This is a genomic window from Devosia sp. LC5 (genome assembly GCF_000735585.1).
GTDB lineage: Bacteria > Pseudomonadota > Alphaproteobacteria > Rhizobiales > Devosiaceae > Devosia.
In genome coordinates this window covers 117003-141165 of sequence record NZ_JNNO01000001.1, presented here as the reverse complement: position 1 = coordinate 141165, position 24163 = coordinate 117003, and the positions used below count along the sequence as shown (strand labels likewise).

Annotated in this window: 19 protein-coding genes; 8 read left to right on the top strand and 11 right to left on the bottom strand. The window is 61.9% G+C overall.

What is annotated here, in order from left to right; all coding sequences use genetic code 11:
• Nucleotides 1–67: 67 nt before the first annotated feature.
• Nucleotides 68–1093: a septal ring lytic transglycosylase RlpA family protein gene (locus FF80_RS20755; protein ID WP_052153018.1), complete on the bottom strand. Its 1026-nt coding sequence runs from the start codon at nt 1091–1093 to the stop codon at nt 68–70.
• 259 nt (nt 1094–1352) lie between these two features.
• Here FF80_RS20755 and metH point away from each other — a divergent pair, with 259 nt between their 5' ends.
• Both metH and FF80_RS00655 read left to right on the top strand, forming a co-directional pair.
• The gene (gene metH, locus FF80_RS00660; protein WP_244445668.1) at nt 1353–5105 is read left to right on the top strand and encodes a methionine synthase; all 3753 of its coding nucleotides are present in this window, start codon (nt 1353–1355) and stop codon (nt 5103–5105) included.
• A 4-nt stretch (nt 5106–5109) separates the two neighbouring features.
• The gene (locus FF80_RS00655) at nt 5110–5454 is read left to right on the top strand and encodes a hypothetical protein (RefSeq protein WP_035096762.1); all 345 of its coding nucleotides are present in this window, start codon (nt 5110–5112) and stop codon (nt 5452–5454) included.
• 312 nt (nt 5455–5766) lie between these two features.
• Here the strand turns inward: FF80_RS00655 and FF80_RS00650 are convergent, their stop codons facing one another.
• Both FF80_RS00650 and FF80_RS00645 read right to left on the bottom strand, forming a co-directional pair.
• The gene (locus FF80_RS00650; protein ID WP_035096761.1) at nt 5767–6318 is read right to left on the bottom strand and encodes a DUF1643 domain-containing protein; all 552 of its coding nucleotides are present in this window, start codon (nt 6316–6318) and stop codon (nt 5767–5769) included.
• Nucleotides 6315–7217: a bifunctional methylenetetrahydrofolate dehydrogenase/methenyltetrahydrofolate cyclohydrolase gene (locus FF80_RS00645; protein ID WP_035096759.1), complete on the bottom strand. Its 903-nt coding sequence runs from the start codon at nt 7215–7217 to the stop codon at nt 6315–6317. The genes FF80_RS00650 and FF80_RS00645 overlap by 4 nt, the downstream gene beginning before the upstream one ends.
• Before the next feature lie 186 nt (nt 7218–7403).
• Between FF80_RS00645 and FF80_RS00640 the strand changes: the two genes are divergently transcribed.
• Both FF80_RS00640 and FF80_RS00635 read left to right on the top strand, forming a co-directional pair.
• A complete protein-coding gene (locus FF80_RS00640; protein ID WP_152558214.1) occupies nt 7404–7874 on the top strand; it encodes a hypothetical protein in 471 nt (156 codons plus the stop codon).
• Nucleotides 7875–8208: 334 nt separating this feature from the next.
• Entirely contained in the window at nt 8209–9684 is a 1476-nt protein-coding gene (locus FF80_RS00635; protein ID WP_035096757.1) for an AMP nucleosidase, read from the top strand.
• Between the two features lie 134 nt (nt 9685–9818).
• Here the strand turns inward: FF80_RS00635 and aqpZ are convergent, their stop codons facing one another.
• The 5 genes from aqpZ to FF80_RS21775 form a co-directional block, all read right to left on the bottom strand.
• Nucleotides 9819–10511, bottom strand: a complete 693-nt coding sequence (gene aqpZ, locus FF80_RS00630) for an aquaporin Z (RefSeq protein WP_035096755.1) — start codon at nt 10509–10511, stop codon at nt 9819–9821.
• Between the two features lie 175 nt (nt 10512–10686).
• Nucleotides 10687–11631 carry an NAD(P)-dependent alcohol dehydrogenase gene (locus FF80_RS00625; RefSeq protein WP_035096753.1) on the bottom strand — a complete coding sequence of 315 codons (945 nt, stop codon included), beginning with the start codon at nt 11629–11631 and terminating at the stop codon, nt 10687–10689.
• A 13-nt stretch (nt 11632–11644) separates the two neighbouring features.
• Nucleotides 11645–12922 (bottom strand): phosphopyruvate hydratase, encoded by a 1278-nt coding sequence (gene eno, locus FF80_RS00620; RefSeq protein WP_035096751.1) that lies wholly within the window; start codon nt 12920–12922, stop codon nt 11645–11647.
• A gap of 214 nt (nt 12923–13136) precedes the next feature.
• Nucleotides 13137–14432, bottom strand: a complete 1296-nt coding sequence (locus FF80_RS00615) for an MFS transporter (RefSeq protein WP_035097022.1) — start codon at nt 14430–14432, stop codon at nt 13137–13139.
• 126 nt (nt 14433–14558) lie between these two features.
• Nucleotides 14559–14714: a hypothetical protein gene (locus FF80_RS21775; RefSeq protein ID WP_160172772.1), complete on the bottom strand. Its 156-nt coding sequence runs from the start codon at nt 14712–14714 to the stop codon at nt 14559–14561.
• Nucleotides 14715–14753: 39 nt separating this feature from the next.
• Between FF80_RS21775 and zigA the strand changes: the two genes are divergently transcribed.
• The gene (gene zigA / locus FF80_RS00610; protein ID WP_035096750.1) at nt 14754–15944 is read left to right on the top strand and encodes a zinc metallochaperone GTPase ZigA; all 1191 of its coding nucleotides are present in this window, start codon (nt 14754–14756) and stop codon (nt 15942–15944) included.
• A 47-nt stretch (nt 15945–15991) separates the two neighbouring features.
• Here zigA and FF80_RS00605 read toward each other — a convergent pair whose 3' ends face one another.
• The 3 genes from FF80_RS00605 to FF80_RS00595 all read right to left on the bottom strand — a co-directional run bounded on the left by FF80_RS00605 (nt 15992) and on the right by FF80_RS00595 (nt 19018).
• Nucleotides 15992–17497 (bottom strand): tripartite tricarboxylate transporter permease, encoded by a 1506-nt coding sequence (locus FF80_RS00605; protein ID WP_035096749.1) that lies wholly within the window; start codon nt 17495–17497, stop codon nt 15992–15994.
• Between the two features lie 10 nt (nt 17498–17507).
• A complete protein-coding gene (locus FF80_RS00600) occupies nt 17508–17969 on the bottom strand; it encodes a tripartite tricarboxylate transporter TctB family protein (RefSeq protein ID WP_035096748.1) in 462 nt (153 codons plus the stop codon).
• Between the two features lie 68 nt (nt 17970–18037).
• Nucleotides 18038–19018 carry a tripartite tricarboxylate transporter substrate-binding protein gene (locus tag FF80_RS00595; RefSeq protein ID WP_152558213.1) on the bottom strand — a complete coding sequence of 327 codons (981 nt, stop codon included), beginning with the start codon at nt 19016–19018 and terminating at the stop codon, nt 18038–18040.
• Nucleotides 19019–19226: 208 nt separating this feature from the next.
• Between FF80_RS00595 and FF80_RS20750 the strand changes: the two genes are divergently transcribed.
• From FF80_RS20750 to FF80_RS00580, 3 genes are all read left to right on the top strand, one after another.
• Nucleotides 19227–21080, top strand: coding sequence for an ATP-binding protein (locus FF80_RS20750; RefSeq protein WP_052153016.1), 1854 nt, complete (start codon nt 19227–19229; stop codon nt 21078–21080).
• Nucleotides 21077–22429, top strand: coding sequence for a sigma-54 dependent transcriptional regulator (locus tag FF80_RS00585; protein WP_035096744.1), 1353 nt, complete (start codon nt 21077–21079; stop codon nt 22427–22429). Before FF80_RS20750 ends, FF80_RS00585 begins: the two co-directional genes overlap by 4 nt.
• Before the next feature lie 210 nt (nt 22430–22639).
• Nucleotides 22640–24133 (top strand): ABC transporter substrate-binding protein, encoded by a 1494-nt coding sequence (locus FF80_RS00580; protein WP_035096742.1) that lies wholly within the window; start codon nt 22640–22642, stop codon nt 24131–24133.
• Nucleotides 24134–24163 lie beyond the last annotated feature (30 nt).

Genomic DNA, 24163 nt, shown 5'->3' with positions numbered 1-24163 from the left:
CAGGCTTCCAATTGGTTGCGGGCCGTAGCCCGGCCGACCCCAAGGATAGCCGCGCCGGCTCTATAGACTAATAGAGATTTATGTCGTTGAGGCCAAGTTTTCGTGCCAGGGCGATAGCATCTTCGCGACCGACGCCGGGCTTGAGATAAGTCAGCGTTAGCCGCGTTGCTGGCTTGCCATTGACAGAAACTGGCTCTTCCTGGACGGAACCGATAACGGCAAATTGTTCAGACAAAGCAATGGCATTGGCTTCATCCGAGAATACGCCAAGCCCAAGCCTGATTACGCGCGAGTCGGCGTCGACGGACTTAGCCCAATCTTGCAGATCGGGCGACTTGGCCGCCATGGCGTTGACGGCGGCGAAGGCGGTGCCGATGTTGGCGTCCTGGGCCTGCGGGGTGGTGTCAGAATAGGAGAATAGATTGCCGAAGAAATTACCCGCCATGTCTGCTAAGCTATTGGTATTATCGGCATATCTGGTACCGCCACTGACGGGCGGGCCGTCGTAGCTAGCCAGCAAGGCGCGGGTGTCGTCGCCCTCAAGGGGGGCCTTGCCGACATATTCGACCTGGACTTGCGCCGAGCCGTTATTGACGTAGCCGAGCATCTCGGCGGCGCGGTGCGACAGGTCCATGATACGGCCGGGGAGATAGGGGCCGCGGTCGTTGACGCGGACGACGATGGAGCGGCCGTTTTCCTGATTGGTCACCCGGACATAGGATGGCAGCGGTAGTGTGGGGTGGGCGCCGGTGATGGCGTTGGCCGAGAATATCTCGCCATTGGCGGTGCGGCGGCCGTGAAAATCGGAGCCATACCAGGAGGCGTTGCCGACGGCCCGATAGTTCGGATCTTCTTGCGGCACATAGGTTTTTCCGCGCACGGTATAGGGCTTGCCGACCTGGTAGCGCCCTCCCCCTTTGGGCGGATTGGGATTGTTGGTGACGCGGGGAGAAACGCCGACACCATATTCCTTGGAGGTGAAGGCGCTGCGCTTGACGGTGGCGCCGAGGCCGCCCGTGTAGCAGGCGGCAAGCGTGGGGGCGATCAGGGCGCCGAGGGCCACGAGGCGGATGGCTTGGCGCCAGGGGGGCATCGTCACGGTACGCAAACTCTTACGCTGGTCACACTAATACGCACAGATCATAACGCGATCTCGTGCTGTAATGCGCAAAGAACCCTTTTCTGGTTTCAGCCAGGTTAAAGGGAACGGACTGTTAGCGTTGAGCGTAGCATTTGAGGTAAATTGGCGGTGCTTGGGTGCAAAGTGTGGCAGCACTCCTGTCCTTGCATCTCAAGAGATATAAAGATATCTTTATGTCACCGGAAAAATCGACCGAACCGAGGTTATGGCGATGAGCCAGCATGAGAACGCCCATATTCCCGACTGGAACGAGGTCCGCACCGCGCTGGCCGAGGCGGCGCGCAAGCGCATCCTGATTCTGGACGGCGCCATGGGCACCATGATTCAGCGCCTCAAACTCACCGAGGAAAATTTCCGCGGTGAGCGGTTCAAGGATTGGACCTTGCCGCTGCAAGGCAATAACGACCTACTGGTTATAACCGAACCGCAGATGATCGAGGATATCCATTACCAGTATTTCATGGCTGGGGCGGATATTGCCGAGACCAACACGTTTTCGGCGACCTCGGTGGCGCAGGCGGACTATGCCTGCGAAAGCGCGGTCTATGACATCAATTATCAGGGTGTGCTCGTGGCGCGCCGCGCTGCCTTGCGGGCTGAAGCCGAGGACGGAAAGCGGCGGTTCGTGGCGGGTGCGCTTGGGCCGACCAACAAGACCTCGTCCATGTCCACGGACGTCAACAGCCCCGGCCATCGCGCTATTACCTTTGACGAGCTGGTCGTGGCCTATGGCGAAGCCATTACCGGGCTGGTGGATGCCGGCGCGGACCTGCTGCTGTTCGAGACCATCACCGATACGCTGAACACCAAGGCCGGCATCTTTGCCGCGCAAAAGCTGTTCCGCGAACGCGGCATCGATGTGCCGATCATGATTTCGGGCACCATCACCGACCTGTCCGGCCGCACGCTGTCCGGGCAGACGCCAACCGCCTTCTGGTATTCGGTGCGTCACGCTAATCCGCTGACTATTGGCCTCAATTGCGCGCTGGGCGCCAATGCCATGCGTGCGCATCTGGGCGAATTGTCCGATGTGGCAGATACATTCATCTGCGCCTATCCCAATGCCGGCCTGCCCAATGCGTTCGGTCAGTATGACGAGACGCCCGAATTCATGGCCGAACAGATCGAAGGCTTCGCGGCCTCGGGCTATGTCAACATTGTCGGCGGCTGCTGCGGCTCGACGCCCGACCATATCCGTGCCATCGCTGAGGCCGTGGGCAAGCACAAGCCCCGCGTCGTACCGGAGGCAGACAAGCTGCTGCGGCTGTCGGGCCTTGAGCCCTTCACGCTGACCAGCGACATTCCCTTCGTCAATGTGGGCGAACGCACTAATGTCACGGGCTCGGCCCGCTTCCGCAAGCTGATTACCGCCGGCGACTATACGGCTGCGCTCGAAGTAGCGCGCGATCAGGTCGCCAATGGCGCCCAGGTCATCGACATCAACATGGATGAGGGCCTGATCGACAGTAAGCAGGTGATGATCGACTACCTCAACCTGCTAGCGGCGGAACCCGATATCGCCAAAGTGCCGCTGATGATCGATTCTTCCAAATGGGAGGTGATCGAAGCGGGTCTCAAATGCGTGCAGGGCAAGGCGCTGGTCAATTCCATCTCGATGAAGGAAGGCGAAGAGGCGTTCCTGCATCACGCCCGGCTGGTGCGTGCCTATGGCGCTGCCGTGGTGGTGATGGCATTTGACGAACAGGGCCAGGCCGACACGCTGGAACGCAAGGTCGAAATCTGCACGCGCGCCTATAAGCTGCTGACCGAGGAAGTCGGCTTCCCGCCGGAAGATATCGTGTTCGACCCCAATGTGTTCGCGGTTGCCACCGGCATCGAGGAGCACAATGGCTATGGCGTCGCGTTCCTCGAGGCGACCAAGATCATCACCGACACCCTGCCCCACGTGCATATTTCGGGCGGTATCAGCAACCTGAGCTTCTCGTTCCGCGGCAATGAGCCGGTGCGCGAAGCCATGCATGCGGTATTTTTGTACTATGCCATCCAGAACGGCATGGACATGGGCATCGTCAATGCCGGGCAGCTGGCGGTTTATGAGAGTATCGACAGGGAGCTGCGCGACGCCTGCGAGGACGTGATCCTCAACCGGCGCGAGGACGCTACCGATCGCCTGCTGGCACTGGCCGAGCGCTATCGTGGCGCTGCCGGCAAGGAAGTTGCCGCCAAGGATCTGAGCTGGCGCGAGAAGTCCGTCGAGGATCGTATTGCGCATGCGCTGGTCAATGGCATTACCGAATATATCGATGCCGATACCGAGGAAGCCCGCCAAAAGCTGCCGCGGCCGCTGCATGTCATCGAAGGCCCGCTGATGGCCGGGATGAGCATTGTTGGCGACCTGTTCGGCTCGGGCAAGATGTTCCTGCCGCAGGTGGTGAAGTCCGCCCGCGTGATGAAGCAGGCCGTGGCGCTGCTGCTGCCCTATATGGAAGCCGAGAAGAATGCCGATGGCAATGCCACCGGCCGCCAGAGCGCCGGCAAGGTGCTGATGGCGACGGTGAAGGGCGACGTGCACGATATCGGCAAGAACATCGTGGGCGTCGTGCTGAGCTGCAACAATTACGAAATCATCGACCTCGGCGTCATGGTGCCCACGGCCAAGATCTTGCAGACGGCGCGCGACGAGAATGTCGATATTATCGGGCTCTCCGGCCTCATCACGCCCTCGCTGGACGAGATGGTGCATGTGGCGGCCGAAATGGAGCGCGAAGGCTTTGACATTCCCCTGCTGATCGGCGGGGCGACAACCAGCCGCGTACATACCGCGGTCAAGATTCACCCGCGCTACGAGCGCGGCCAGGCCGTTTATGTCAACGACGCCAGCCGGGCCGTGGGCGTGGTGGGCAATTTGCTGTCGAAGGACACCAAGGTGACCTTCATCGAGCAGGTGCGCGCCGAATACGCCAAGGCGGCCAATGCCCATTTGCGGGCCGAGGAAGAAAAGCAGCGCCTGCCGCTCGCCAAGGCCCGCGCCAATGCCTTCAAGCCGGACTGGTCGAACTATACCCCACCCCAACCCAGCTTCCTGGGTACCCGCGTGTTCGAGGATTATGACCTCGAAACGCTGGCGAAATATATCGACTGGACGCCCTTCTTCCAGACCTGGGAGCTCAAGGGCCGTTACCCGGCTATCCTCCAGGATGAAAAGCAGGGCGAGGCCGCGCGGCAATTGTTTGCCGATGCGCAGAAAATGCTCAAGCAGATCATTGACGAGCAATGGTTCCATCCCCGCGCGGTGGTCGGCTTCTGGCCGGCCAATGCGGTGGGCGACGATATCCGCCTGTATCAGGATGAGGGCCGCGCGGAGGAATTGGCCACGCTGTTCACCTTGCGCCAGCAGCTGAGCAAGCGCGACGGCAAGCCCAACATGGCCCTGAGCGATTTTGTGGCGCCCGCCGGAACTCCGGATTATCTGGGGGCCTTCGTCGTCACGGCGGGACTTGAGGAAGTGGCCATTGCCGAGCGCTTCGAGCAGCAGAATGACGATTATTCGTCCATTCTGGTCAAGGCGCTGGCCGATCGCTTTGCCGAAGCCTTTGCCGAGGCCATGCATGAGCGGGTGCGGCGCGAATTCTGGTTCTATGGCGCCAGCGAAACCTTCACGCCCGAGGAACTGGCCGACGAGCCCTACCAGGGCATCCGCCCTGCCCCGGGCTATCCGGCCCAGCCCGACCACACGGAAAAGACCACGCTTTTCCGGCTGCTCGACGCCGAAAAGAATGCCGGCGTGACGCTGACGGAAAGCTACGCCATGTGGCCTGGCTCGTCGGTCTCCGGCCTCTATTTCAGCCATCCGGAATCCTATTATTTCGGCGTGGCCAAGGTGGAGCGCGACCAGGTGCTGGATTATGCACAGCGCAAGGGCATGGCCGTGGAAGAGGTGGAGCGCTGGCTCGGGCCGATCCTCAACTACATTCCAGGCCCCACTATCGTGGCGGCGGAGTGATGCTATGGGCCGCGTTGAACCGATCCCGGTGACCCTGGTAACCGAGCCTACACGCCTGCTGGCGCTGGGCCCGGACACCGCTTTGTTGCGCCTGCCCGCCAATAGCGGGCACGGCCATCCCGATGGCGACAATTGCATCGCCTGCGCCGGGCGCAATGATGTGCGCGCCATGCTGTTCGATCTGCTCGAAGGGGCCAAGCAGGGGCTGCGCCCGGCGTTCAAGAATGTGGTGGTGGATGCGAGTGCGGTGCCGGATCCGGGGCAAGTCGTGGCCGCGCTGACGGGGAAGCTGCCGGCGCAGGCGATGCGGGACCATACAGTGGCGCGGTTGTTTTATCTGGTGGGGTAGCCCTCCGAAGCTGCAGTCCCCACGAAGCATCCCGGCGCGGGCCGAGATCCATGCTGAAGGCTATCCGAGCATGGTGTTTGTGGAGAGCTCACAGCATGGATTCCGGCCTGCGCCGGAATGACCCGGTGGGGGAATTGGTATTGGGGATAGTTACAATCCCATCCCACCCCCGCCGCGTCGCCCTCGGGCTTGACCCGAGGGCCACTTCCAACACGGCACAAGCGGCGAAAGGCCCTCGGGTCGAGCGAGGGAGAGCAGGTGATGGTGGACACATAACGCCCGAACCACTGGGTCGGGGTTTACGCGCCAGTCCTACCCCTCGAACCGCACCAGCGGCGTGTCCAGCCGCAAATACAACGGGTGTTTGGGGCTGCCGTCGGCATTAGTGCCGAAGCACCAGAGTTCCACGCCATCGGCCTTGAGTGCCTCGACGATTGCCTTGCCGGCGGGCGCGAGTGCCTTGTTGAGCTTGCCGTGGCATAGCACTACAAAATCCGCCCCTGCGGCGGCCGCCCGGATGGCCGGTAGGTTCGCGTCCGACACAGCAATCACGCCTGGGGCCAGCAGCATTTTGGGATCGGTCGCGCGGTAATCACCCACATTGGCTTTCACCATGGCCGAATAACCCTCGCGCTGGGCGAAGGTCCATTCGCGGGCGCAGGTGGGATCGTTCACCGTGGCGTCGGCTGTGCTGGGGTTCATGCCGATGAACAGGATATAGCGCTCGGGGAAGGTCTCCCCGGTCCAGCGGCGCATCAGCTGGCGATAGCGGCCATCGGCGCTGAAGGTGGCGTCGCCCTTGACGCCCGCCATCAGCGGCAGGCGCACCTTGCCGCCAGGATCGTGAGCGGCTCCGTCGTTCATGCGGTCAGATCGCTTGGGGGCACCAGCCCATTGATCAGCGAGGCCGTGGTGATGGTGTTGGCGAGGAGGCAGGCAATGGTCATCGGGCCGACGCCCCCCGGGACGGGCGTGATGGCGCCGGCCACAGCGGCGGCTTCGGCATAGGCAACGTCGCCCAATAGGCGCGTCTTGCCTTCGCCGCGTTCCGGCGCGGGAATGCGGTTGATGCCGACATCGATGACGGTGGCGCCCGGCTTGATCCAGTCGCCCTTGATCATTTCTGGACGGCCGACGGCGGCGATGACGATATCGGCCTGGCGCACGATCCCTGGCAGGTCGCGGGTGCGGGAATGGCCCATGGTGACGGTGCAGTTCTCGCGCAGCAGCAATTGCGCCACCGGCTTGCCGACCAGGTTGGAACGTCCGACCACCACCGCGTGGAGGCCCGACAGGTCGCCCAGCGTATCGCGCAGCAGCATCAGGCAGCCGAGCGGCGTGCAGGAGACCGGTCCGGGCAGGCCGATGGCCAGCTTGCCGACGCTGGCCGGGGTGAAACAATCGACATCCTTGGCCGGATCGATGGTTTCGATGATCTTCTTGGGATCGATCTGGTCGGGCACCGGCAACTGGACCAGGATGCCGTGGATGGCCGGATCGGCATTGAGCTTGCGCACCAGTGCCAGCACCTCGGCTTCGCTGGCGGTTTCAGGCAGCTCGTATTTTTCCGAATGCATGCCCATTTCGACGGTCTGCTTGGCCTTCTGAGCCACATAGACCTGGCTGCCGGGATCATGGCCGACGATGACGACGGCCAGGCCCGGGGTGATGCCGTGTTCGGCCTTGAGGCGCGCAACGTGACCGGCAATGCGGGTGCGCAGGCCTTCCGCATAGCTTTTTCCGTCGATGATCCTGGCGGTCATGGGTCGCTCCTCGTGAAATGGTCGGCTGGGCCTGCACGTTTGGTTCACTGCAATAGGAAATGCCGCCCGCTTCGTCCATCCCCCGCAGCCTCCCGAGCTTGACGGGGAGCGCTGGGCGTAGCCATGCTGCCGGAAGGCGCGAGACTCGACGCCATTTCGGCGTGCGCCTCAAGAGGGGAAGAGACCATGTTGAAACGTATTGTCGTAGCCGTTTTGCTTTGTCTGACTATGTTTGCGCCGAGCGGCGCCTTTGCCCAGGCCGAACCGCGCGTCATCGTGCCCGACCATCCGGGTGGGGCAGCCTTTGGCGGTTGTTACCGCGTCAATACCCGGCTTTATGGCCCATACCGGCTGACATTCTGCCTGCAGCAGCGCGGCGTCTATCAAATCACCGGCGGCGGCGTGACCTGCAATGGGCGGCTCGACTGGCGGGTGTCGGGACGCGATATCAATGTGCAATTGCGGCGCACCTCATGCGGCAATGGCGTGGCCTGGAGCGCCGATCGCATGACCTGCCGCAGCGCGGGCCTGCTGGGCGGGATCATCGGCTTCGTTATCGTGCCGGGCATTCCCAATATCGGCTCGCTCCGCTGCACTTATCACCCCAGCGTGCCGCAATACCGGCCGGTGACCTTCACCGCGCGGCGCTATAGCTGACGCACGAAAAAATCAGGGCTGCGACGACATCTCTGTCATCGCAGCCCATGGAACGTCAGCCTGCCGCGCTGTTGAGGGCTTGGGGGACAAGCGGCCTGCGCAACATTCCTGGCTCACCGGTTTTGCATGGGTCGTTTGCCGTGCCGATGAACTGCGTGAAAGATGGGGGCCAAATGCGGCAAGAAAAGACCCCTTCACTCAAGTGTGAGAATATTTCTGAAACGGGCCGCCGGTTGCCGGGTGGCCGCGAAGCTGTCATGCCAGAAGGCTAGGCATTGCAGCGATTCCGCCAGACGGCGCGGCCCATTCCGGGCCGGCAAACCACGAGACTGAAATGACCACAATCAGCCCGCCCCGCCTTGAAAAGCAGTCCTTTACCGACCCGGAAAAAGCCTGGGCGCATATGGCGGGCATCTATCACCGCAACACCAGATTCATTCGTGAGCATTTGAGCGCGCTGGCCAAGGGCGTGGTGCCCGAGGGCCGCGTGCGGGCGTGCTATCCACAGGTGGAGGTGCGTTCCACCAGCTTCGGCAAGGGCGAGAGTACCCTGCCCTATGGCTATCTGCATACGCCTGGCATTTATCGCACGACGGTGACCGCGCCGGACCTGTTCCGCACCTATTTCCAGGAGCAGTTCACCGTCATCCTCAAGAATCACGGCGGCACGATCGATATCGGGGAATCCGACACGCCGATCCCGCTGCATTTTGCCGTGGCCGCCAATGAGCGGATCGATGGGGATGCGCTTAACGCGCTCAATATTCCGCTGCGCGACCTGTTCGATGCGCCGGACCTGACCAATACTGACGATGAAATCGCCAATGGCACTTTCGTGCCGCCCAAGGGTGGCCCCTACCCGCTCTCGGCCTTCACGGCGCCGCGTGTGGATTATTCGCTGTTCCGGCTCAGCCATTATACCGGTACGGACGCAGCGCATTTCCAGAACTTCGTGATCTTCACCAATTACCAGTTCTACATCGACGAATTCTGCCGCGTGGCCAAGGAGCATATGCGGAGCGGCCATGCCCATTATGAGAGCTTCATCGAGCCGGGCAATGTGATAACCGACAATGCGCTGCGCGGCGGCGGCATCAATGGCACCGCCCCGGTTCGTAGCCCGCAAATGCCGGCCTATCACCTGACGGCGGCGCGCGGCCGGGGCATTACCATGGTCAATATCGGCGTCGGCCCATCCAATGCCAAGACCATTACTGATCATATCGCCGTGCTGCGCCCGCATGCCTGGATCATGCTGGGCCATTGCGCGGGGCTGCGCAACTCGCAGGAGCTGGGCGATTATGTGCTGGCGCATGCCTATGTGCGCGAGGATCATGTGCTGGATGCCGACCTGCCGGTTTCCGTTCCCATTCCGGCGCTGGCCGAAGTGCAGGTGGCGCTTGAGCAGGCGGTGGAAGAGATTACCCAGACCGAGGGGCTCGAGACCAAGCGCATCATGCGCACGGGGACCGTGGCGACCTTCGACAACCGCAATTGGGAATTACGCGACCAGGTGGAAATCACCCGGCAGCTCAGCCAATCGCGTGCGGTGGCGCTGGATATGGAAAGCGCCACCATTGCCGCCAACGGTTTCCGCTTCCGTGTGCCCTATGGGACTTTGTTGTGTGTGTCGGATAAGCCGCTGCATGGGGAGCTGAAACTGCCCGGCATGGCCTCGGATTTCTACCGCACGCAGGTGAACCGGCATTTGCAGATCGGCCTGCGGGCGATGGAGATATTGCGGGATCAGCCGGCGGAGCGGCTGCATTCGCGGAAATTGCGCAGTTTTGCGGAGACGGCGTTTCAGTAGGGCGCGCGCTCCATCTCGTCACCACCCGGTGTCATTCCGGCCTGCGCCGGAATGACCCGGTGGGTAGAATGATATCGTGGAAACAAAAGCCCGGCATCGCTGCCGGGCTTTTTCGTTTGTGACCGTGTGTCCTACTAAGCGTCGCTGCGGCTCAGCAGGGCCTTCCAGATGATGGCGCCTAGCGCCGCGCCGATCAGCGGGGCGACGATAAACAGCCAGACCTGCCCCAAAGCGCCGTTCTGCGCGAAGATAGCAGCGGCGATGGAACGGGCCGGGTTGACCGAGGTATTGGTCACCGGGATCGAGATCAGGTGGATCAGCGTCAAGCCCAGGCCAATGGCGATCGGCGCGAAGCCGGCCGGGGCCAGTTTGGACGTGGAGCCCAGGATCACGATCAGGAAAAAGGCGGTGAGCACGATTTCGGCCACCAGGGCGGCGACCAGGCTATAGCCGCCAGGCGAGAGCGCGTCATAGCCGTTGGAGGCAAAGCCGCCAGCGGTAAAGCCTGTCGTGCCGGAGGCGATGACATAAAGCACAGCGGCGCCAAGGATGCCGCCGACCAGTTGAGCGACCCAATAGGGCACCAGATCCTTGTATTCAAACTTGCCGGCAATCGCCAAACCGAGCGAAACGGCAGGATTGAAGTGTCCGCCGGAAATACCGCCAACCGCATAGGCCATGGTCAATACAGTCAAACCAAATGCCAATGCTACGCCAAGGTAGCCAATACCCACGTCGGGCACACCTGCCGCAAGAACAGCTGCGCCGCAGCCACCAAATACCAGCCAGAATGTACCAAATGCTTCAGCAGACAAACGTTGAATCAATTTGAGCCCTCCTCATGATTCGCTATAAAGATCATACTCTCCAAAACGTTACCGGAAAACGCGCAAAAAGAAGGCCCCGTGCGATGTACTCGCGGCGGCGCCTACAGGCGTTGTTCTGGGTGTAGGTTGAAGCAATGAGCGGTTCTACGGCAGACGCACCTTGAATAGGCTGACGCTACACCATCGTCACGATTACCTTGCCTATATGGTGTCCGCCGCCGAGGCGACGGAGGGCCTTGGCGCCGTCCTCCAGAGCAAAGGTACTGTCGATGACGGGGCGAACCTTAGCTGCGAGCATCAGGCTGTCTTCCGGCGAGACTTTATACGGTAGAATGCTGAGGGTTTTACCGCGGCTGAAAGGCGACGCCGCGAGAATGCGGATGAGGCTCGAAAAGGTCCCCCCGATGACCACGAGGCGACCGCCGCGCTTGAGGGAGCGCTTATAGTGCTTGGCAGGGCGGTTGGCGACGACGTCGATGATGAGGTCGTAACGCTCAGAAGCGTTGGCGAAATCTTCCGATTGGTAGTCGATGAAACTGTCTGCGCCGAGGGCCAGCAGAGCCTCACGCTTTTCCTTGCGATCAACGGCCGTGACCGTCGCACCGGCAGCCTTAGCAAGCTGGATTCCGAAGGTGCCAACGCCGCCGCCGGCGCCGCTGAAGAGGACTGTGTGGCCGGGTCCCAATTGCGGGAACTTGCGCAGTGCCTGGAGGACGAGGCCACCGGCCTGAGGGATAGCGGCGGCGGCGATGAAGGATAGGCCGGGCGGGATGAGCGCGAGGACGCCGGCAGGAGCGCAGACGTAATCTGCAAAGCCGCCCCATTTGCCGCCGGAGAGGTCGCCGAAGACATTGTCGCCCGGCTTGAAAGTCGTGACGCCCTGCCCCAGGGCTTCGACTGTGCCGGCAATGTCGGCGCCAAGGATATTGAAGGGTGGCTTGAAGGGGCCAGTGACGCGGCCCATGGGCGTGCCGGTGACCGAGTCCCAATCCCAGGAATTGACCGAGGTGGCGTGCACGCGAACCAGGACTTCGCCCGGCTTTGGTTGCGGCTGGGGCATCTGCTCCAGCCGCAAGACGTTTTCAGGCGGGCCGTACTGTTCTATGACCAGCGCCCGCATGCCCCTGCCCTTCTTAGCGGCCTTTGACGACCGAGAAGCCGGCATACTTGGCGGAGGTGCCAAGCTGCTCTTCGATGCGGATGAGCTGGTTGTACTTGGCCAGGCGATCCGAACGGCTGAGTGAGCCGGTCTTGATTTGCCCGCAGTTCAGTGCCACCGCCAGATCGGCAATGGTGGAATCTTCGGTTTCGCCCGAACGGTGCGACATGACCGAGGTGTAGCCGGCGCGATGCGCGGTATCGACAGCGTTCAGCGTTTCGGAGAGCGAGCCGATCTGGTTGACCTTGACCAGGATGGAATTGGCGACGCCCATCTTGATGCCCGAGACGAGGCGCTCGGTATTGGTGACGAACAGATCGTCGCCCACCAGCTGTACCTTCTTGCCGATGGCGTCGGTCAGGGCTTTCCAGCCATCCCAATCGTCTTCAGCCATGCCATCTTCGATGGTGATGATGGGATAGCGGGCAGCCAGGTCTTCGAGGAAGCGCACATTCTCTTCGGAGGAGAGCGACTTGCCTTCGCCGGCCATCTCGTACTTGCCGCCCTTGTAATATTCGGTGGCAGCGCAATCGAGGCCAAGGAAAATGTCCTCGCCCGGACGATAGCCGGCCTTTTCGATCGAGCGCATGATGAAGCCCAGCGCGTCATCGGCCGATTTCAGGTTTGGCGCAAAGCCGCCTTCGTCGCCGACGGCCGTGTTGTGGCCTTCTGCCGAAAGACCCTTCTTGAGGGTGTGGAAAATTTCCGAGCCAATACGGACGGCATCGGCCAGGTTTTCCGCGCCGGCCGGCAGGATCATGAATTCCTGCATGTCGATCGGATTATCGGCATGCTCGCCGCCATTGATGATGTTCATCATCGGTACCGGCAGGACATGGGCGTTCGGCCCGCCGATATAGCGGTAGAAGGGCAACTCGCTCGATTCAGCGGCGGCCTTGGCCACGGCCAGCGAGACGCCCAGAATGGCATTGGCGCCGAGGCGCGACTTGTTCGGGGTGCCATCCAGCTCGATCATGGCCTGATCGACAGCCAGTTGGTCCAGCGCATCCATGCCCTGGATTTCGTCGAAGATGGCGCTGTTGACGTTCTCTACGGCTTGCAGCACGCCCTTGCCGTTGTATTTCTTGCCGCCATCACGCAGCTCGACGGCTTCATGTGCGCCGGTCGATGCGCCCGAGGGGACCGCGGCGCGGCCGAAGCTGCCATCGTCCAGCACCACATCGACTTCGATGGTCGGATTACCGCGGCTGTCATAGATCTGGCGGCCTTGGACGTGGATGATTGACGACATGGAAAGCCCTCTCCCGTTGGGGTTTGCTCGATATGGCCGCTTTCCTAGACGCAGAGTGTGACAAGGGAAAGGGGGCGCGCGCAAAATATCGTCGGGCGGGGCGTATTCGGGCACGGACTCGTTCGCCGCTTGTGCCGCGTTGGGAGTGGCCCTCGGGTCGAGCCCGAGGGAGATGCGGTGGGTGGCGAGGCTGGGGGCCAGCCTCGCCTCAGTATCAGTCCGGCGTCTGCCGGATGAAGCCGAATGCCAGCAGGGTGATGACAGCGGCGATGATCATGTAATAGCCCACCGCATGCAGGCCGAAATTGGTGGCCAGGTAGGTTGCAGCATAGGGCGCAAGGGAAGCGCCGAAAATGCCGCCCAGGTTGAAGGTCAGCGAGGCGCCGGTGTAGCGCACTGCCGTAGGAAACGGCGCGGCAAGGGCCGTGCCGAGCGGACCATAGGTCAGGCCCATCAGGGCCAAGCCAATGCAGAGGAAGCCCAGCACGCCGATCACATTGCCCGAACCGAAGAGCGGCGCGATCAGCAGGCCGAAAATCGCGATCGAGATCGACACGCCGACCATGACGCGGCGCATGCCGAAGCGATCGGCCAGCACAGCCGAAATCGGGATGAACAGGCCGAAGAACACCACGCCCACCATCTGCAGGATGAGGAATTCCTCGCGACTGTAGTCGAGCGCCGAGGTGCCCCAGCTCAGCGAGAACACCGTCATCAGGTAGAACAGTACGAAGGTGGCGAGCGCCGCCATGGTGCCGAGCAGCAGGCTCATCTTGTGGTGCTTGAACACATCGAGGAATGGCACTTCGACGCGCTCGGCCTTTTCGATCGCCTTGGCGAATTCGGGCGTCTCGGTAATCTTGAGGCGGATGAACAGGCCGAAGATCACCAGCAAGGCGCTGGCGAGGAACGGCACACGCCAGCCCCAGCTCATGAAAGCCTCCTCACCCATGAAATGGGCGAGTACGAGGAAAATCGTGGTGGCAAAGAAGAAGCCGACCGGCGCGCCCAATTGCGGGAACATGCCGTACCAGGCCTTCTTGCCCTCAGGCGCGTTCTCGGTGGCCAGCAGCACAGCGCCGCCCCATTCCCCGCCCAGGCCAAGCCCCTGCCCCAGCCGGCACAAGGCCAGCAGCAGCGGCGCCATCACGCCGATCTGCCCATAGGTGGGCAGCACGCCGATCAGCACGGTGGAGATGCCCATGGTCAGCAAAGCCGCCACCAGGGTGGCCTTGCGGCCGATCTTGTCGCCAAAATGGCCGAAGAACGCGGCGCCGACCGGGCGCGCGAAAAAGGCAATGGCAAAGGTGGCGAGCGAAGACAGCAGCGCCGAAGTATCGTCGCCCGCCGGGAAAAACAGATGCGGGAATACGATCACCGCAGCGGTGGCGTAGATATAGAAGTCAAAAAATTCGATGGTTGTGCCGATCATGCTCGCGGCGAGAATGCGGCGGGCGGAATTGGGCGGTGGCACGGCGATGCCGCTGACGGCATCCGTGGCGATAGTCATGGCGATATCCCGGCGCGCTTCAAATGCAGGGCCGACCTTGGCGGCCGGCAAATCTCGCGGGCGCCCGAACGATCATTGCCAGTCCGGCAGAGAACCGGACTGGCGGGGTGTACCGCAGGGTACGGTTCACATCAAGACCAAATTTGCCGCTGCTTGGTCGCAGTTCTCAGCGGGGCGGCGGGTTTCATAATCCACAAAAAGCGTGCCGCGCGGGCTTGTCACTGTAATAATATTACATCTAAGTTGCGCGTAATGTAATAACATATTATCGACATCGCCCATATCCGGCCATCCCGTGGCCGTTCCATCCAGGTGACCCCCATGAACCGCCTTCCCGTAACGGTCCTGTCCGGCTTTCTCGGCGCCGGCAAAACGACACTTCTCAATCACATCCTCAACAATCGCGAGGGCCGCCGTGTCGCGGTCATCGTCAACGACATGAGCGAGGTCAATATCGACGCCACGCTGGTGCGCGAGGGTGGCGCCAATCTGTCGCGCACCGATGAGCAAATGGTGGAAATGAGCAATGGCTGCATCTGCTGCACACTGCGCGGCGACCTGCTCAAGGAAGTGGCGAAGCTGGCCAATGCCGGGCGCTTTGATTACCTGCTAATTGAATCCACCGGCATTTCCGAGCCGCTGCCCGTCGCCGCTACCTTCGATTTCCGCGACGAAAACGGCGTCAGCCTCGCCGATATCACCCGGCTCGATACCATGGTGACCGTGGTGGATTGTGCCAACCTGCTCAAGGATTACGGCTCGGTCGATTTCCTGCGTGACCGCGGCGAAACCATGGGGCCGGAGGATGAGCGCGCGTTGGTCGACCTGCTGGTCGACCAGATCGAGTTTGCCGATGTCATCGTACTCAACAAGGTTTCGACTGCCAGCGCCGCCGATCTGGCTGCGGCGCGAACCATCATCAAGGCACTCAACCCGGTGGCCCGGGTGATCGAAACCGACTTTTCCGATGTGCCGCTGGATCAGGTGCTCGATACCGGGCTGTTCAGCCTTGAAGCTGCCGAGCAGAACCCGCTTTGGTTCAAGGAACTCAATGGCTTCACGGAACATATTCCAGAAACGCTTGAATATGGCATTCGCTCATTCGTCTATCGCGCCCGCCGCCCGTTCAATCCCATGCTGCTGAACAGCTTCATCACCAAGAGCTGGGCCGGTGTCATTCGCTCCAAGGGCTTTTTCTGGCTGGCTACAAGGCCTGATCTGGTGGGGGAACTCAGCCAGGCCGGCGCGCTGGTGCGCACCAGCCGCCGCGGCATGTGGTGGGCCGCGGTGCCTAAGACCCGTTGGCCGGACGATGCCGATTGGCGCGCGTCCATGGCGCCCTATCTCGATGCAGAATGGGGCGACCGGCGGCAGGAGATCGTCTTTATCGGCGCCGGCGACATGGATGAGGCCGCCATCCGGCGCGATCTGGACGCTTGCCTGATCCCCGCCAAAGGGTTCACCCCCAGCGCATGGCGGGATCTGCGCGATCCGTTCCCTGCTTGGTCTTAGAAAAAATCAGCCCGCCGAACCTGGTTGGGCGGGCTGATAGCCAAGCCTCAGTCCTCTTCGACGAATACTTCCTTGCGCTTGCGCCGGATCGAGGGCAGCACCGCGATGATCACCGCCAGCAGCGCCAACGCCAGCAAGGTCGCCGAAATCGGGCGTTCGATGAACACCATAGGATCGCCCCGGGAGATGATCATAGCTCTTCGCAAATGCTCTTCCAGCAGCGGCCCCAGCACGAAGCCGAGCAGCAGTGGCGCCGGCTCGCAGCCGAAGCGGATCAGCACATAGCCGACCACCCCGAAAAAGCCGATGGCGAACACGTCGTAAATGTTCTGGTTGATCGAGAAACACCCGATACAGGCGAACAGCACGATGGCCGGGAACAGGGCGCGATAAGGGATGGAGAGCATTTTCACCCACAGTCCGATCAGCGGCAGGTTGAGCAGCACCAGCAGCACATTGCCGATCCACATCGAGGCGATGATGCCCCAGAACAGAGCCGGCTGGTCGTTGATGACATTGGGGCCTGGCGTGATGCCCTGGAGGATAAACGCCCCCACCATCAGCGCCATCACCGGGTGCGCCGGAATGCCCAGCGTCATCAGCGGGATGAACGAGGTCTGGGCGGCGGCATTATTGGCGGATTCCGGACCCGCGACACCTTCGATGGCGCCGTGGCCGAATTCCCCGGGCGTCTTGGACAGGCGTTTTTCGGCCGAGTATGAGGCGAAGGAGGCCAGGATATGCCCGCCGCCCGGCAGGATGCCGAGCACCGAGCCGAGCGCCGTGCCGCGCACGACCGGGGCAGCGATGCGCTTGAAGTCATCCTTGCTGAGCCACAAATTCTTGACGGTCTTGACCATCACGTCGCGGCCCTTCTCGTTTTCGAGATTGCGCAGGATTTCGGCGACGCCGAACACACCCACGGCCAGCGACACGAAATTGAGGCCCGAATAGAGTTCGCGAATGCCCAGGGTGAAGCGGGGCTGGCCGGTATAGATATCCTGCCCCACCATGCCCAGCAGCAGCCCCAGCACGATCATGGCCAGTGCCTTGAGAATGGAGCCATGCGCCAGTGCGATGGAGACCAGCAGGCCCAAGACGATCAGGGCGAAATATTCCGGCGCCCCGAAATTGAGCGCCGCTCGCGCAAGGGGCGGGGCGAAGAAGGCCAGCAGCAATGTGCCGACCGTGCCGGCAAAGAACGAGCCCAGCGCCGCAGTCGCCAATGCCGGCCCTGCCCGGCCCTTCCTGGCCATCTGGTAGCCGTCGATTGCCGTGACGGCCGAGGAGCTTTCACCTGGCAGGTTGATCAGGATAGCGGTGGTCGAGCCACCATATTGGGCGCCGTAATAGATGCCGGCGAGCATGATCAACGCCGTCGCGGGCGACAGCGAGAAGGTGATGGGCAGCAACATGGCGATGGTGGCCGTCGGCCCGATGCCGGGCAAGACGCCCACCAGTGTTCCCAGCAGCACGCCGATGAAGCAGTAGAAGATGTTGATGGGGTCGAGGGCGACGGAAAAGCCCAGGCCAAGCGAAGCAATAATGTCCATGATTGCGCTCCTACTGGCCGAGCCAGGGGCCGAACATCGGCACGCTCATGCCGAGGCCGACAACGAAAATCAGCGTGCACATCACCGTCAGCGCCACGGCCAGGATGATGGAGAACAGCGGTGAATTGAGCCGGCTGGCCATGGCCGCCGCGAAGGAGCCGATCAGCACCACCGGCACAAAGCCCAGCCCACGAATGGTCAGCCCGAAAAACACGATCACGCCGATAATCAGTGCCATGGCCCGCCAGGGCGGCGAGAGTGGCTTTTCCGCATCGGGCTTCTTCCAGCCGCTGGCGGCAATGCCGAGCCCCAGCACCACCAGGACACTGCCCAGCAGCAGCGGCATGAAGCCGGGGCCCATGCGAAACGCCGTGCCCGTCTCGTAATTGAGTGCCTCGATGGCAAAATAGGCCCCCGCCGCGACGAAGATGCCGCCCGATACAAGATCCTTGGTCGAAAAATTGGAAACCACTGCTGCCTTCTCCCCTGGTTCCTTTGTTCGCTTCCGCGCCCCGAAGGACGCGGAAGCGCGCATTCGGCTTAGTCGGCGTAAACGCCCGCAGCTTCGATAACCGCGCGCCACAGTTCGGTCTGGCTGGCCAGGGTCTGGGTCAATGCGGCCGGGGTTGCTTCCTCGGCCGTGACCGGCAGGGTGCCCAATTCGGCGAAGCGGCTCACCACGGTCTCGTCGGTCAAGGCTTTCTGCAGTGCAGCTTCGAGCCGCGAAATGATTGCCGCATCGGTGCCGGCAGGGGCATAAAGGCCATGCCAAACGCCGATTTCAAGATCGAGTCCGCCTTCCTTGGTGGTTGGCAGATCGGGCAGATTCCCCAGTCGGGTCAGGGTGGTCACGCCATAGGCTTTCACTTCACCAGCCTGGATCTGGCTCGTGGTATTGGTCGTCTGGTCGCAGATCATGTCGATCTGCCCGCCGATAATGTCGGTCATTGCCGGGCCGGAACCCTGATAGGGCACCGTGGTCATCTGCGTGTCGAGCGCATTCATCAGCAGCATGCCGCAAAGCTGGCTGGCCGAACCGATACCGGCATGGGCATAGGTGACGTTCTCGCCATTGGCCTTGATGTAGGCGACCAGTTCGGGCAGCGTGCTGGGCTCAAAATCCTTGCGAGCCACCAACGTCATCGGCACGGACGTAATCAGCCCGATCGGCGCAAAATCGGTGGCCGGATCATACGGCAGGCTGCGATACAGCGTCGGCGCGGTGGACATGCCGATATGATGCAGCAGCAGCGTATAGCCGTCATTGGGGGCAACTGCCACCTGGCCGGCACCGAGCGTGCCACCGGCGCCGCCCACATTCTGGATCACGACCTGCTGGCCCAGATCATCGCTCATCACTTCGGCAACGAGCCGGGCGACGGTATCCGTCGGCCCGCCAGCCGAGAACGGCACCACGACGGTGACCGGCTTGGTGGGGTAATCCTGCGCCATGGCGGTGCCCGTCATGCTCGCGCCCGCCAGCATCAGGCCGGCGGCAAGAGACAGCATTGTCTTGTTCATTTTGATTCCTCCCGAAAGATCAGCGCTCCTCGCGCATCAGGCCCTAAGCAGCTTCCGTGCCAGATCGCCCAAACCCCTGCGTTTTAAGCATATCACCAATGCAACTAGACAGCAGCATGAGGTATTTCCGGCAATTTATTGCCAACTCTGGATGCAGACTTGGCAAAAATCCGCCAATGGCATAGGACCGCTATTGGAGGATATTACCATGGCTGGCCGCACGACGCCCTTGTCGCCCTATCAGCGCCTGCTGATCGCGGTCGGCTGTGCCGTCATCGTTCTGACCTCATGCCTGCTCGCCTATGAGATCGCGCTACAAAGCGGCATCGCCGCGGCCCATGATATCAGTGAACGGCGCCTGCAGATTTTCGATCGGATGCTCGAGGCCAATATCGAGCGCTATCATTATCTACCCACGACATTGGCCCAGGCCTCCGAAATCCGCGACGTGCTCGCCAATCCGGGCGACGATGCACTACGCGCCCGCGCCAATGGCTTCCTGTCCAATATGGGCGGCACCGCCGCCGCTGAAGAGCTGTTTATCGTCGACGTCACCGGCCGCGCCATTGCCGCCAGCAATTGGTGGACCCACCAATCCATGGTGGGCCGCCACTATGCCGAACGCCCCTATTTCCAGGAGGCCATGTTCGACGGCGCCGCCAAATACTACGCCGTCGGCATCACCACGGGCGTTCCGGGCTATTTCATCGCCAACCGGATCGATGGTCCCGATGGCCCGCTGGGCGTCGCAGTGGTCAAGATCAATTTGGGCGAGATCGAAGCCGTGTGGTGGCGCTCGGGCGAGTTGATCGGCATTTTCGACAGCAATGATGTCGGCATTCTCTCTACCCGCCCCGATTGGCGTTATCGCACACTGGTCGACACCCACCCGAGCGGTCTTGAAACCCTGGCCCGCGACCAGCGCTATCTCGGCGTCGCCATCAATGGCGAGGGGATCGTGCAATCCATAGAGCCATGGCGTGGCGCGGAACTGGCCGTGCTGCGCAGCGGCGACAGCGAGATCAATGGCGAGTTCATGGTCGATCGCCTGCGCATGCCGCTACATGGCTGGAGCCTGCTCTCCTTCGTTCCGCTGGGTCCGATTTCCAACTGGGCCTGGACCGCCACGTTCTTTGTCGGCGTCGCCGTCAGCGCCATCCTGCTGGCCGCCATGCTGTTCATGCAGCGCCAGCGCCTGATCCGTGCCCGCCTTGAAGACCACGACCAGCTCGAGCAACGCGTGCTGCTCCGCACCAGCGAATTACAGGAAGCCAATAGCAGGCTTGCCGGCGAGATCGTCGAGCGCCAGGAAGCCGAAAAAGCCCGCCAGGCAGCCCAGCAAGGGCTGGTGCAAGCCGCCAAGCTGGCCACGCTCGGCCAGGCGCTGGCCGGCGTTGCCCACGAAGTCAGCCAGCCCATTGCGGCGCTGCGCACGCAAACCGCCAGCGCCAAACTGCTGGCGCGCGGCAAGGTGCCAGAGCTTGCGGATCTGTTTGGCAGCATGGAAGGCGTCATTGGGCGATTGGTGGCGCTGACCGGGCACCTGAAGACCTTTGCCCGCAAGGAAACTGAAATCTCGATCCAGAGCGATATCGTCCACATTGCCCACAATGCCATTGAGCTCGCCAGCCATTTCCGCGACGACCCAAGCCTTGCCATTACCCTTGAGGCGCCCCAGCACGCCCTCATCGTCACCGGCAACCCGATCCATATCGAGCAGGTGCTGGTCAATCTCATCTCCAATGCCGCCGACGCCATGGCGGGGCTGGAAGACGCCACGATCAAGATCACGGCCTGCGATACCGGGCAGCACGCCGTCATTACCGTGGCGGACAATGGCAGCGGCATCGATCCGGCCGTCATCGACACGCTGTTCGACCCCTTCGTCACGACCAAGGAACCCGGGCGGGGCCTCGGCCTGGGGCTTTCCATCTCCTATGGCCTTATCCGCGAAATGGGCGGTCGTATCGAGGTCGCAAGCCGCCCTGGTGAAGGCGCGACATTCACCATCACCCTGCCCCTTGCCCAAATCGCCACGCCCCAAAGCAGAGATTTCGCATGACCAGCAAAACATCGGTGATGATCGTCGAGGACGAGGGCATTGTCCGCAACGCGCTCGACCAATGGCTCAATCTGTCGGGCTTCGCCGTCACCACCGTAGGCAGCGCCCGCGAAGCCATGACGCGCCTGGGCGACGCCCAGCCCGAAGTGGTCATATCCGACGTGCGCATGCCCTCGGTCTCGGGCCTCGACCTGCTCGCCCAGATCCGCGACAAGGACCCCACCACCTCGGTCATCCTGATCACCGCTCACGGCGATGTGCCCATGGCTGTCAAGGCGATCCGCGACGGCGCCTATGATTTCCTGCAAAAACCCTATGAACCCGAACAATTGGTCAACGTGATCGAGCGCGCCGCCGAACAGGCCCGCGTGCGCCGCGAACTGGTCAATCTACGCCGCCGGCTGGATGGCGGTGCCGCCGAACTGTCCAATCGCCTCATCGGTTCATCCCCCGTGATGGAGGATCTGCGCCAGCTCATTCTCGATGTCGCCGCCATCGATACCGACGTGATCATCCTGGGCGAAACCGGCACCGGCAAGGAAGTCGTCGCCCGAGCGCTGCACGATTTCTCTCCCCGCTCGGCCGCGCCGTTCGTCGCCGTCAATTGCGCCGCCATCCCGGCGGAGTTGATCGAAAGCGAATTGTTCGGGCACGAAGCCGGCGCCTTTACCGGCAGCGCCGGCCCACGCATCGGCAAGTTTGAATTCGCCAATGGCGGCACGCTGCTGCTCGACGAAATCGAATCCATGCCCCTGCTCGCCCAGGCCAAGGTGCTGCGCGTCATTCAGGAACGCAGTGTGGAACGCGTCGGCTCCAACCGCCAGATCCCGCTCGATCTGCGCATCATCGCCGCCACCAAGGTCGATCTGTTGGACGAGGCCGAAGCCGGCCGCTTCCGCGCCGACCTGCATTATCGGCTCAACACGGCGACAATTGCCGTGCCCCCGCTGCGCCAGCGCGGCGAAGATGCCTTGCTGCTGTTCCACTATTTTCTCGAACTGGCGCAGAAGCGCTTCAACCGCCCCTCCCAGCCGCTTCACCCCGCCGATATCGAGGCCCTGTCCCGCTATGCCTGGCCCGGCAATGTCCGCGAACTGAAAACCGTGGCTGACAAATTCGCCCTGGGCCTCTCCAGCGCCAATTATTCCATCCAGAGCGCCATTGGCATCAAACCCGGCACATCGGACGAGAGCCTCAACCTCGCCGACCGGCTGGCACAATATGAGCGCAGCATCATCGAGGCCGAGCTGCGCAAGCACGACAATTCCATCGCCGACACGGCCGACGCGCTGGGCGTTCCCCGCCGTACGCTGAGCGAAAAGATGACGCGGCTGGGGGTGCGACGCTAGAACAAGTGAAGCGGTTTACATCGCCAATGGCGCGGTGTTGGAATAGCTTTCCCGAAATGCCGCCTTCGTCCGAAAGGCATTTCGATCCAAATGCACAGCAAGCATGGATAGACTACTGATCTCATAGAGTTTTCTGGCCCCAAGCGATATGTCTTTTACCAGATGGCGCTGACCCCAAGGGCAGGCCGATACATAAGGAGCTTTCCAGCCATGTCCCTCATTTCGCGCCGCATTCTGCTGACCGCTTCCCTGCTCGCCAGCGTCGCCTTTGCCCCGGCGGCTTTCGCCCAGGATTTCGATCCCAATGCCACCATCCGCATCGGCTCGCTCTATGAACCGCAGAATCTCGACAATACGGCTGGCGCCGGTCAGGGCATCAACGAGGCCTTCAACGGCAATGTCTATGAAGCCCTGTTCCAGCTGACCGATGCCGGTAGCGTCGAGCCGGCTTTGGTCGCCGATTATACCGTCAGCGAGGATGGCCTCACCTATACGTTCACGCTCAAGGATGGCGTAACCTTCCATTCGGGCGACCCGCTCACCGCTGCCGATGTGAAATATTCCATCGAGCGCGTTACCGCCGAGACCTCCAAGAGTTCGCGCAAGCGCAGTCTTTCGACCATTACCGGCATTGAAACGCCCGACGATAAGACCGTGGTCATTACCCTTTCGGCCCGCTCGATCTCGCTGCCCTATAATCTGAGCTATGTCTGGATCGTCAACGACGCGGCCACCGACATCACCGCCACCGAAGACGGCACCGGCCCCTATACGCTGGAAGAATGGCGCCGCGGCTCGGCCCTGGCGCTGGCCCGTTTCGATGGCTATTGGGGCACGGCTCCCAGCAATGGCGAAGTGATCTACACCTATTTCACCGACGCCACCGCGCTGAACAATGCGCTACTGACCAATGCGGTCGACGTCATCACCTCGGTGCAGAGCCCGGATTCGCTGGCGCAGTTCGCGGGCAATCCATCTTTCACCGTCACCGAGGGCGCTTCCACCACCAAGGAATTGCTCGCCTATAACGATCGCGTGGCGCCCTTCGACAATGTCCAGGTGCGCAAGGCCCTGGCGCGCGCTGTCGACAAGGCCAGGTTGCTCAACTCCATCTGGGGTGATTACGGCACGCTGATCGGCTCCTTCGTGCCCCCGACCGATCCCTGGTATGTCGATCTTACCGGCGTCGATGCCTATGATCCCGATAGCGCCAAGGCTTTTCTGGCCGAAGCCGGCTATCCCGATGGCTTCACCTTCACCCTCGACACCCCAGATTACGACCCGCACCCGCTGGTCGCCCAGTTCCTGCAGACCGAACTGGCCAAGGTCGGCGTAACGGTGAACATCAACATCATCACCGCCAATGAATGGTACACAAAGATCTACCAGGAGCACAATTTCGAGGCGACGCTGCAGGAGCACGTCAACCACCGCGACATCGTCTTCTACGGCAATCCCGACTTCTACTGGGGCTACAACAATCCCGAAGTGGTCAAGCTGATCGCCGATTCCGAAGCCGCCGGCTCCATCGACGAGCAGACGGAAAAGCTCACCGAGGCCAACAAGATCATTGCCGAGGATGCTGCCAGTAACTGGCTTTATCTGTACCCCCAGATCGTGGTTTCGGCGGCCAATGTCAGTGGCTATCCGGTCAACGGGCTGAACTCGCAGTTCTTCGCCTATGAGATCAAAAAGGCGAACTAAGCGCCTGAATACGAAAAACTACTGTACTCC

Coding starts and splice junctions, on each gene's coding strand:
- FF80_RS20755 (WP_052153018.1), bottom strand. CDS start 1,093: ATGCCCCCCTGGCGCCAAGCCATCCGCCTCGTGGCCCTCGGCGCCCTG.
- metH (WP_244445668.1), top strand. CDS start 1,353: ATGAGCCAGCATGAGAACGCCCATATTCCCGACTGGAACGAGGTCCGC.
- FF80_RS00655 (WP_035096762.1), top strand. CDS start 5,110: ATGGGCCGCGTTGAACCGATCCCGGTGACCCTGGTAACCGAGCCTACA.
- FF80_RS00650 (WP_035096761.1), bottom strand. CDS start 6,318: ATGAACGACGGAGCCGCTCACGATCCTGGCGGCAAGGTGCGCCTGCCG.
- FF80_RS00645 (WP_035096759.1), bottom strand. CDS start 7,217: ATGACCGCCAGGATCATCGACGGAAAAAGCTATGCGGAAGGCCTGCGC.
- FF80_RS00640 (WP_152558214.1), top strand. CDS start 7,404: ATGTTGAAACGTATTGTCGTAGCCGTTTTGCTTTGTCTGACTATGTTT.
- FF80_RS00635 (WP_035096757.1), top strand. CDS start 8,209: ATGACCACAATCAGCCCGCCCCGCCTTGAAAAGCAGTCCTTTACCGAC.
- FF80_RS00625 (WP_035096753.1), bottom strand. CDS start 11,631: ATGCGGGCGCTGGTCATAGAACAGTACGGCCCGCCTGAAAACGTCTTG.
- eno (WP_035096751.1), bottom strand. CDS start 12,922: ATGTCGTCAATCATCCACGTCCAAGGCCGCCAGATCTATGACAGCCGC.
- FF80_RS00615 (WP_035097022.1), bottom strand. CDS start 14,432: ATGACTATCGCCACGGATGCCGTCAGCGGCATCGCCGTGCCACCGCCC.
- FF80_RS21775 (WP_160172772.1), bottom strand. CDS start 14,714: ATGGGCGATGTCGATAATATGTTATTACATTACGCGCAACTTAGATGT.
- zigA (WP_035096750.1), top strand. CDS start 14,754: ATGAACCGCCTTCCCGTAACGGTCCTGTCCGGCTTTCTCGGCGCCGGC.
- FF80_RS00605 (WP_035096749.1), bottom strand. CDS start 17,497: ATGGACATTATTGCTTCGCTTGGCCTGGGCTTTTCCGTCGCCCTCGAC.
- FF80_RS00595 (WP_152558213.1), bottom strand. CDS start 19,018: ATGAACAAGACAATGCTGTCTCTTGCCGCCGGCCTGATGCTGGCGGGC.
- FF80_RS20750 (WP_052153016.1), top strand. CDS start 19,227: ATGGCTGGCCGCACGACGCCCTTGTCGCCCTATCAGCGCCTGCTGATC.
- FF80_RS00585 (WP_035096744.1), top strand. CDS start 21,077: ATGACCAGCAAAACATCGGTGATGATCGTCGAGGACGAGGGCATTGTC.
- FF80_RS00580 (WP_035096742.1), top strand. CDS start 22,640: ATGTCCCTCATTTCGCGCCGCATTCTGCTGACCGCTTCCCTGCTCGCC.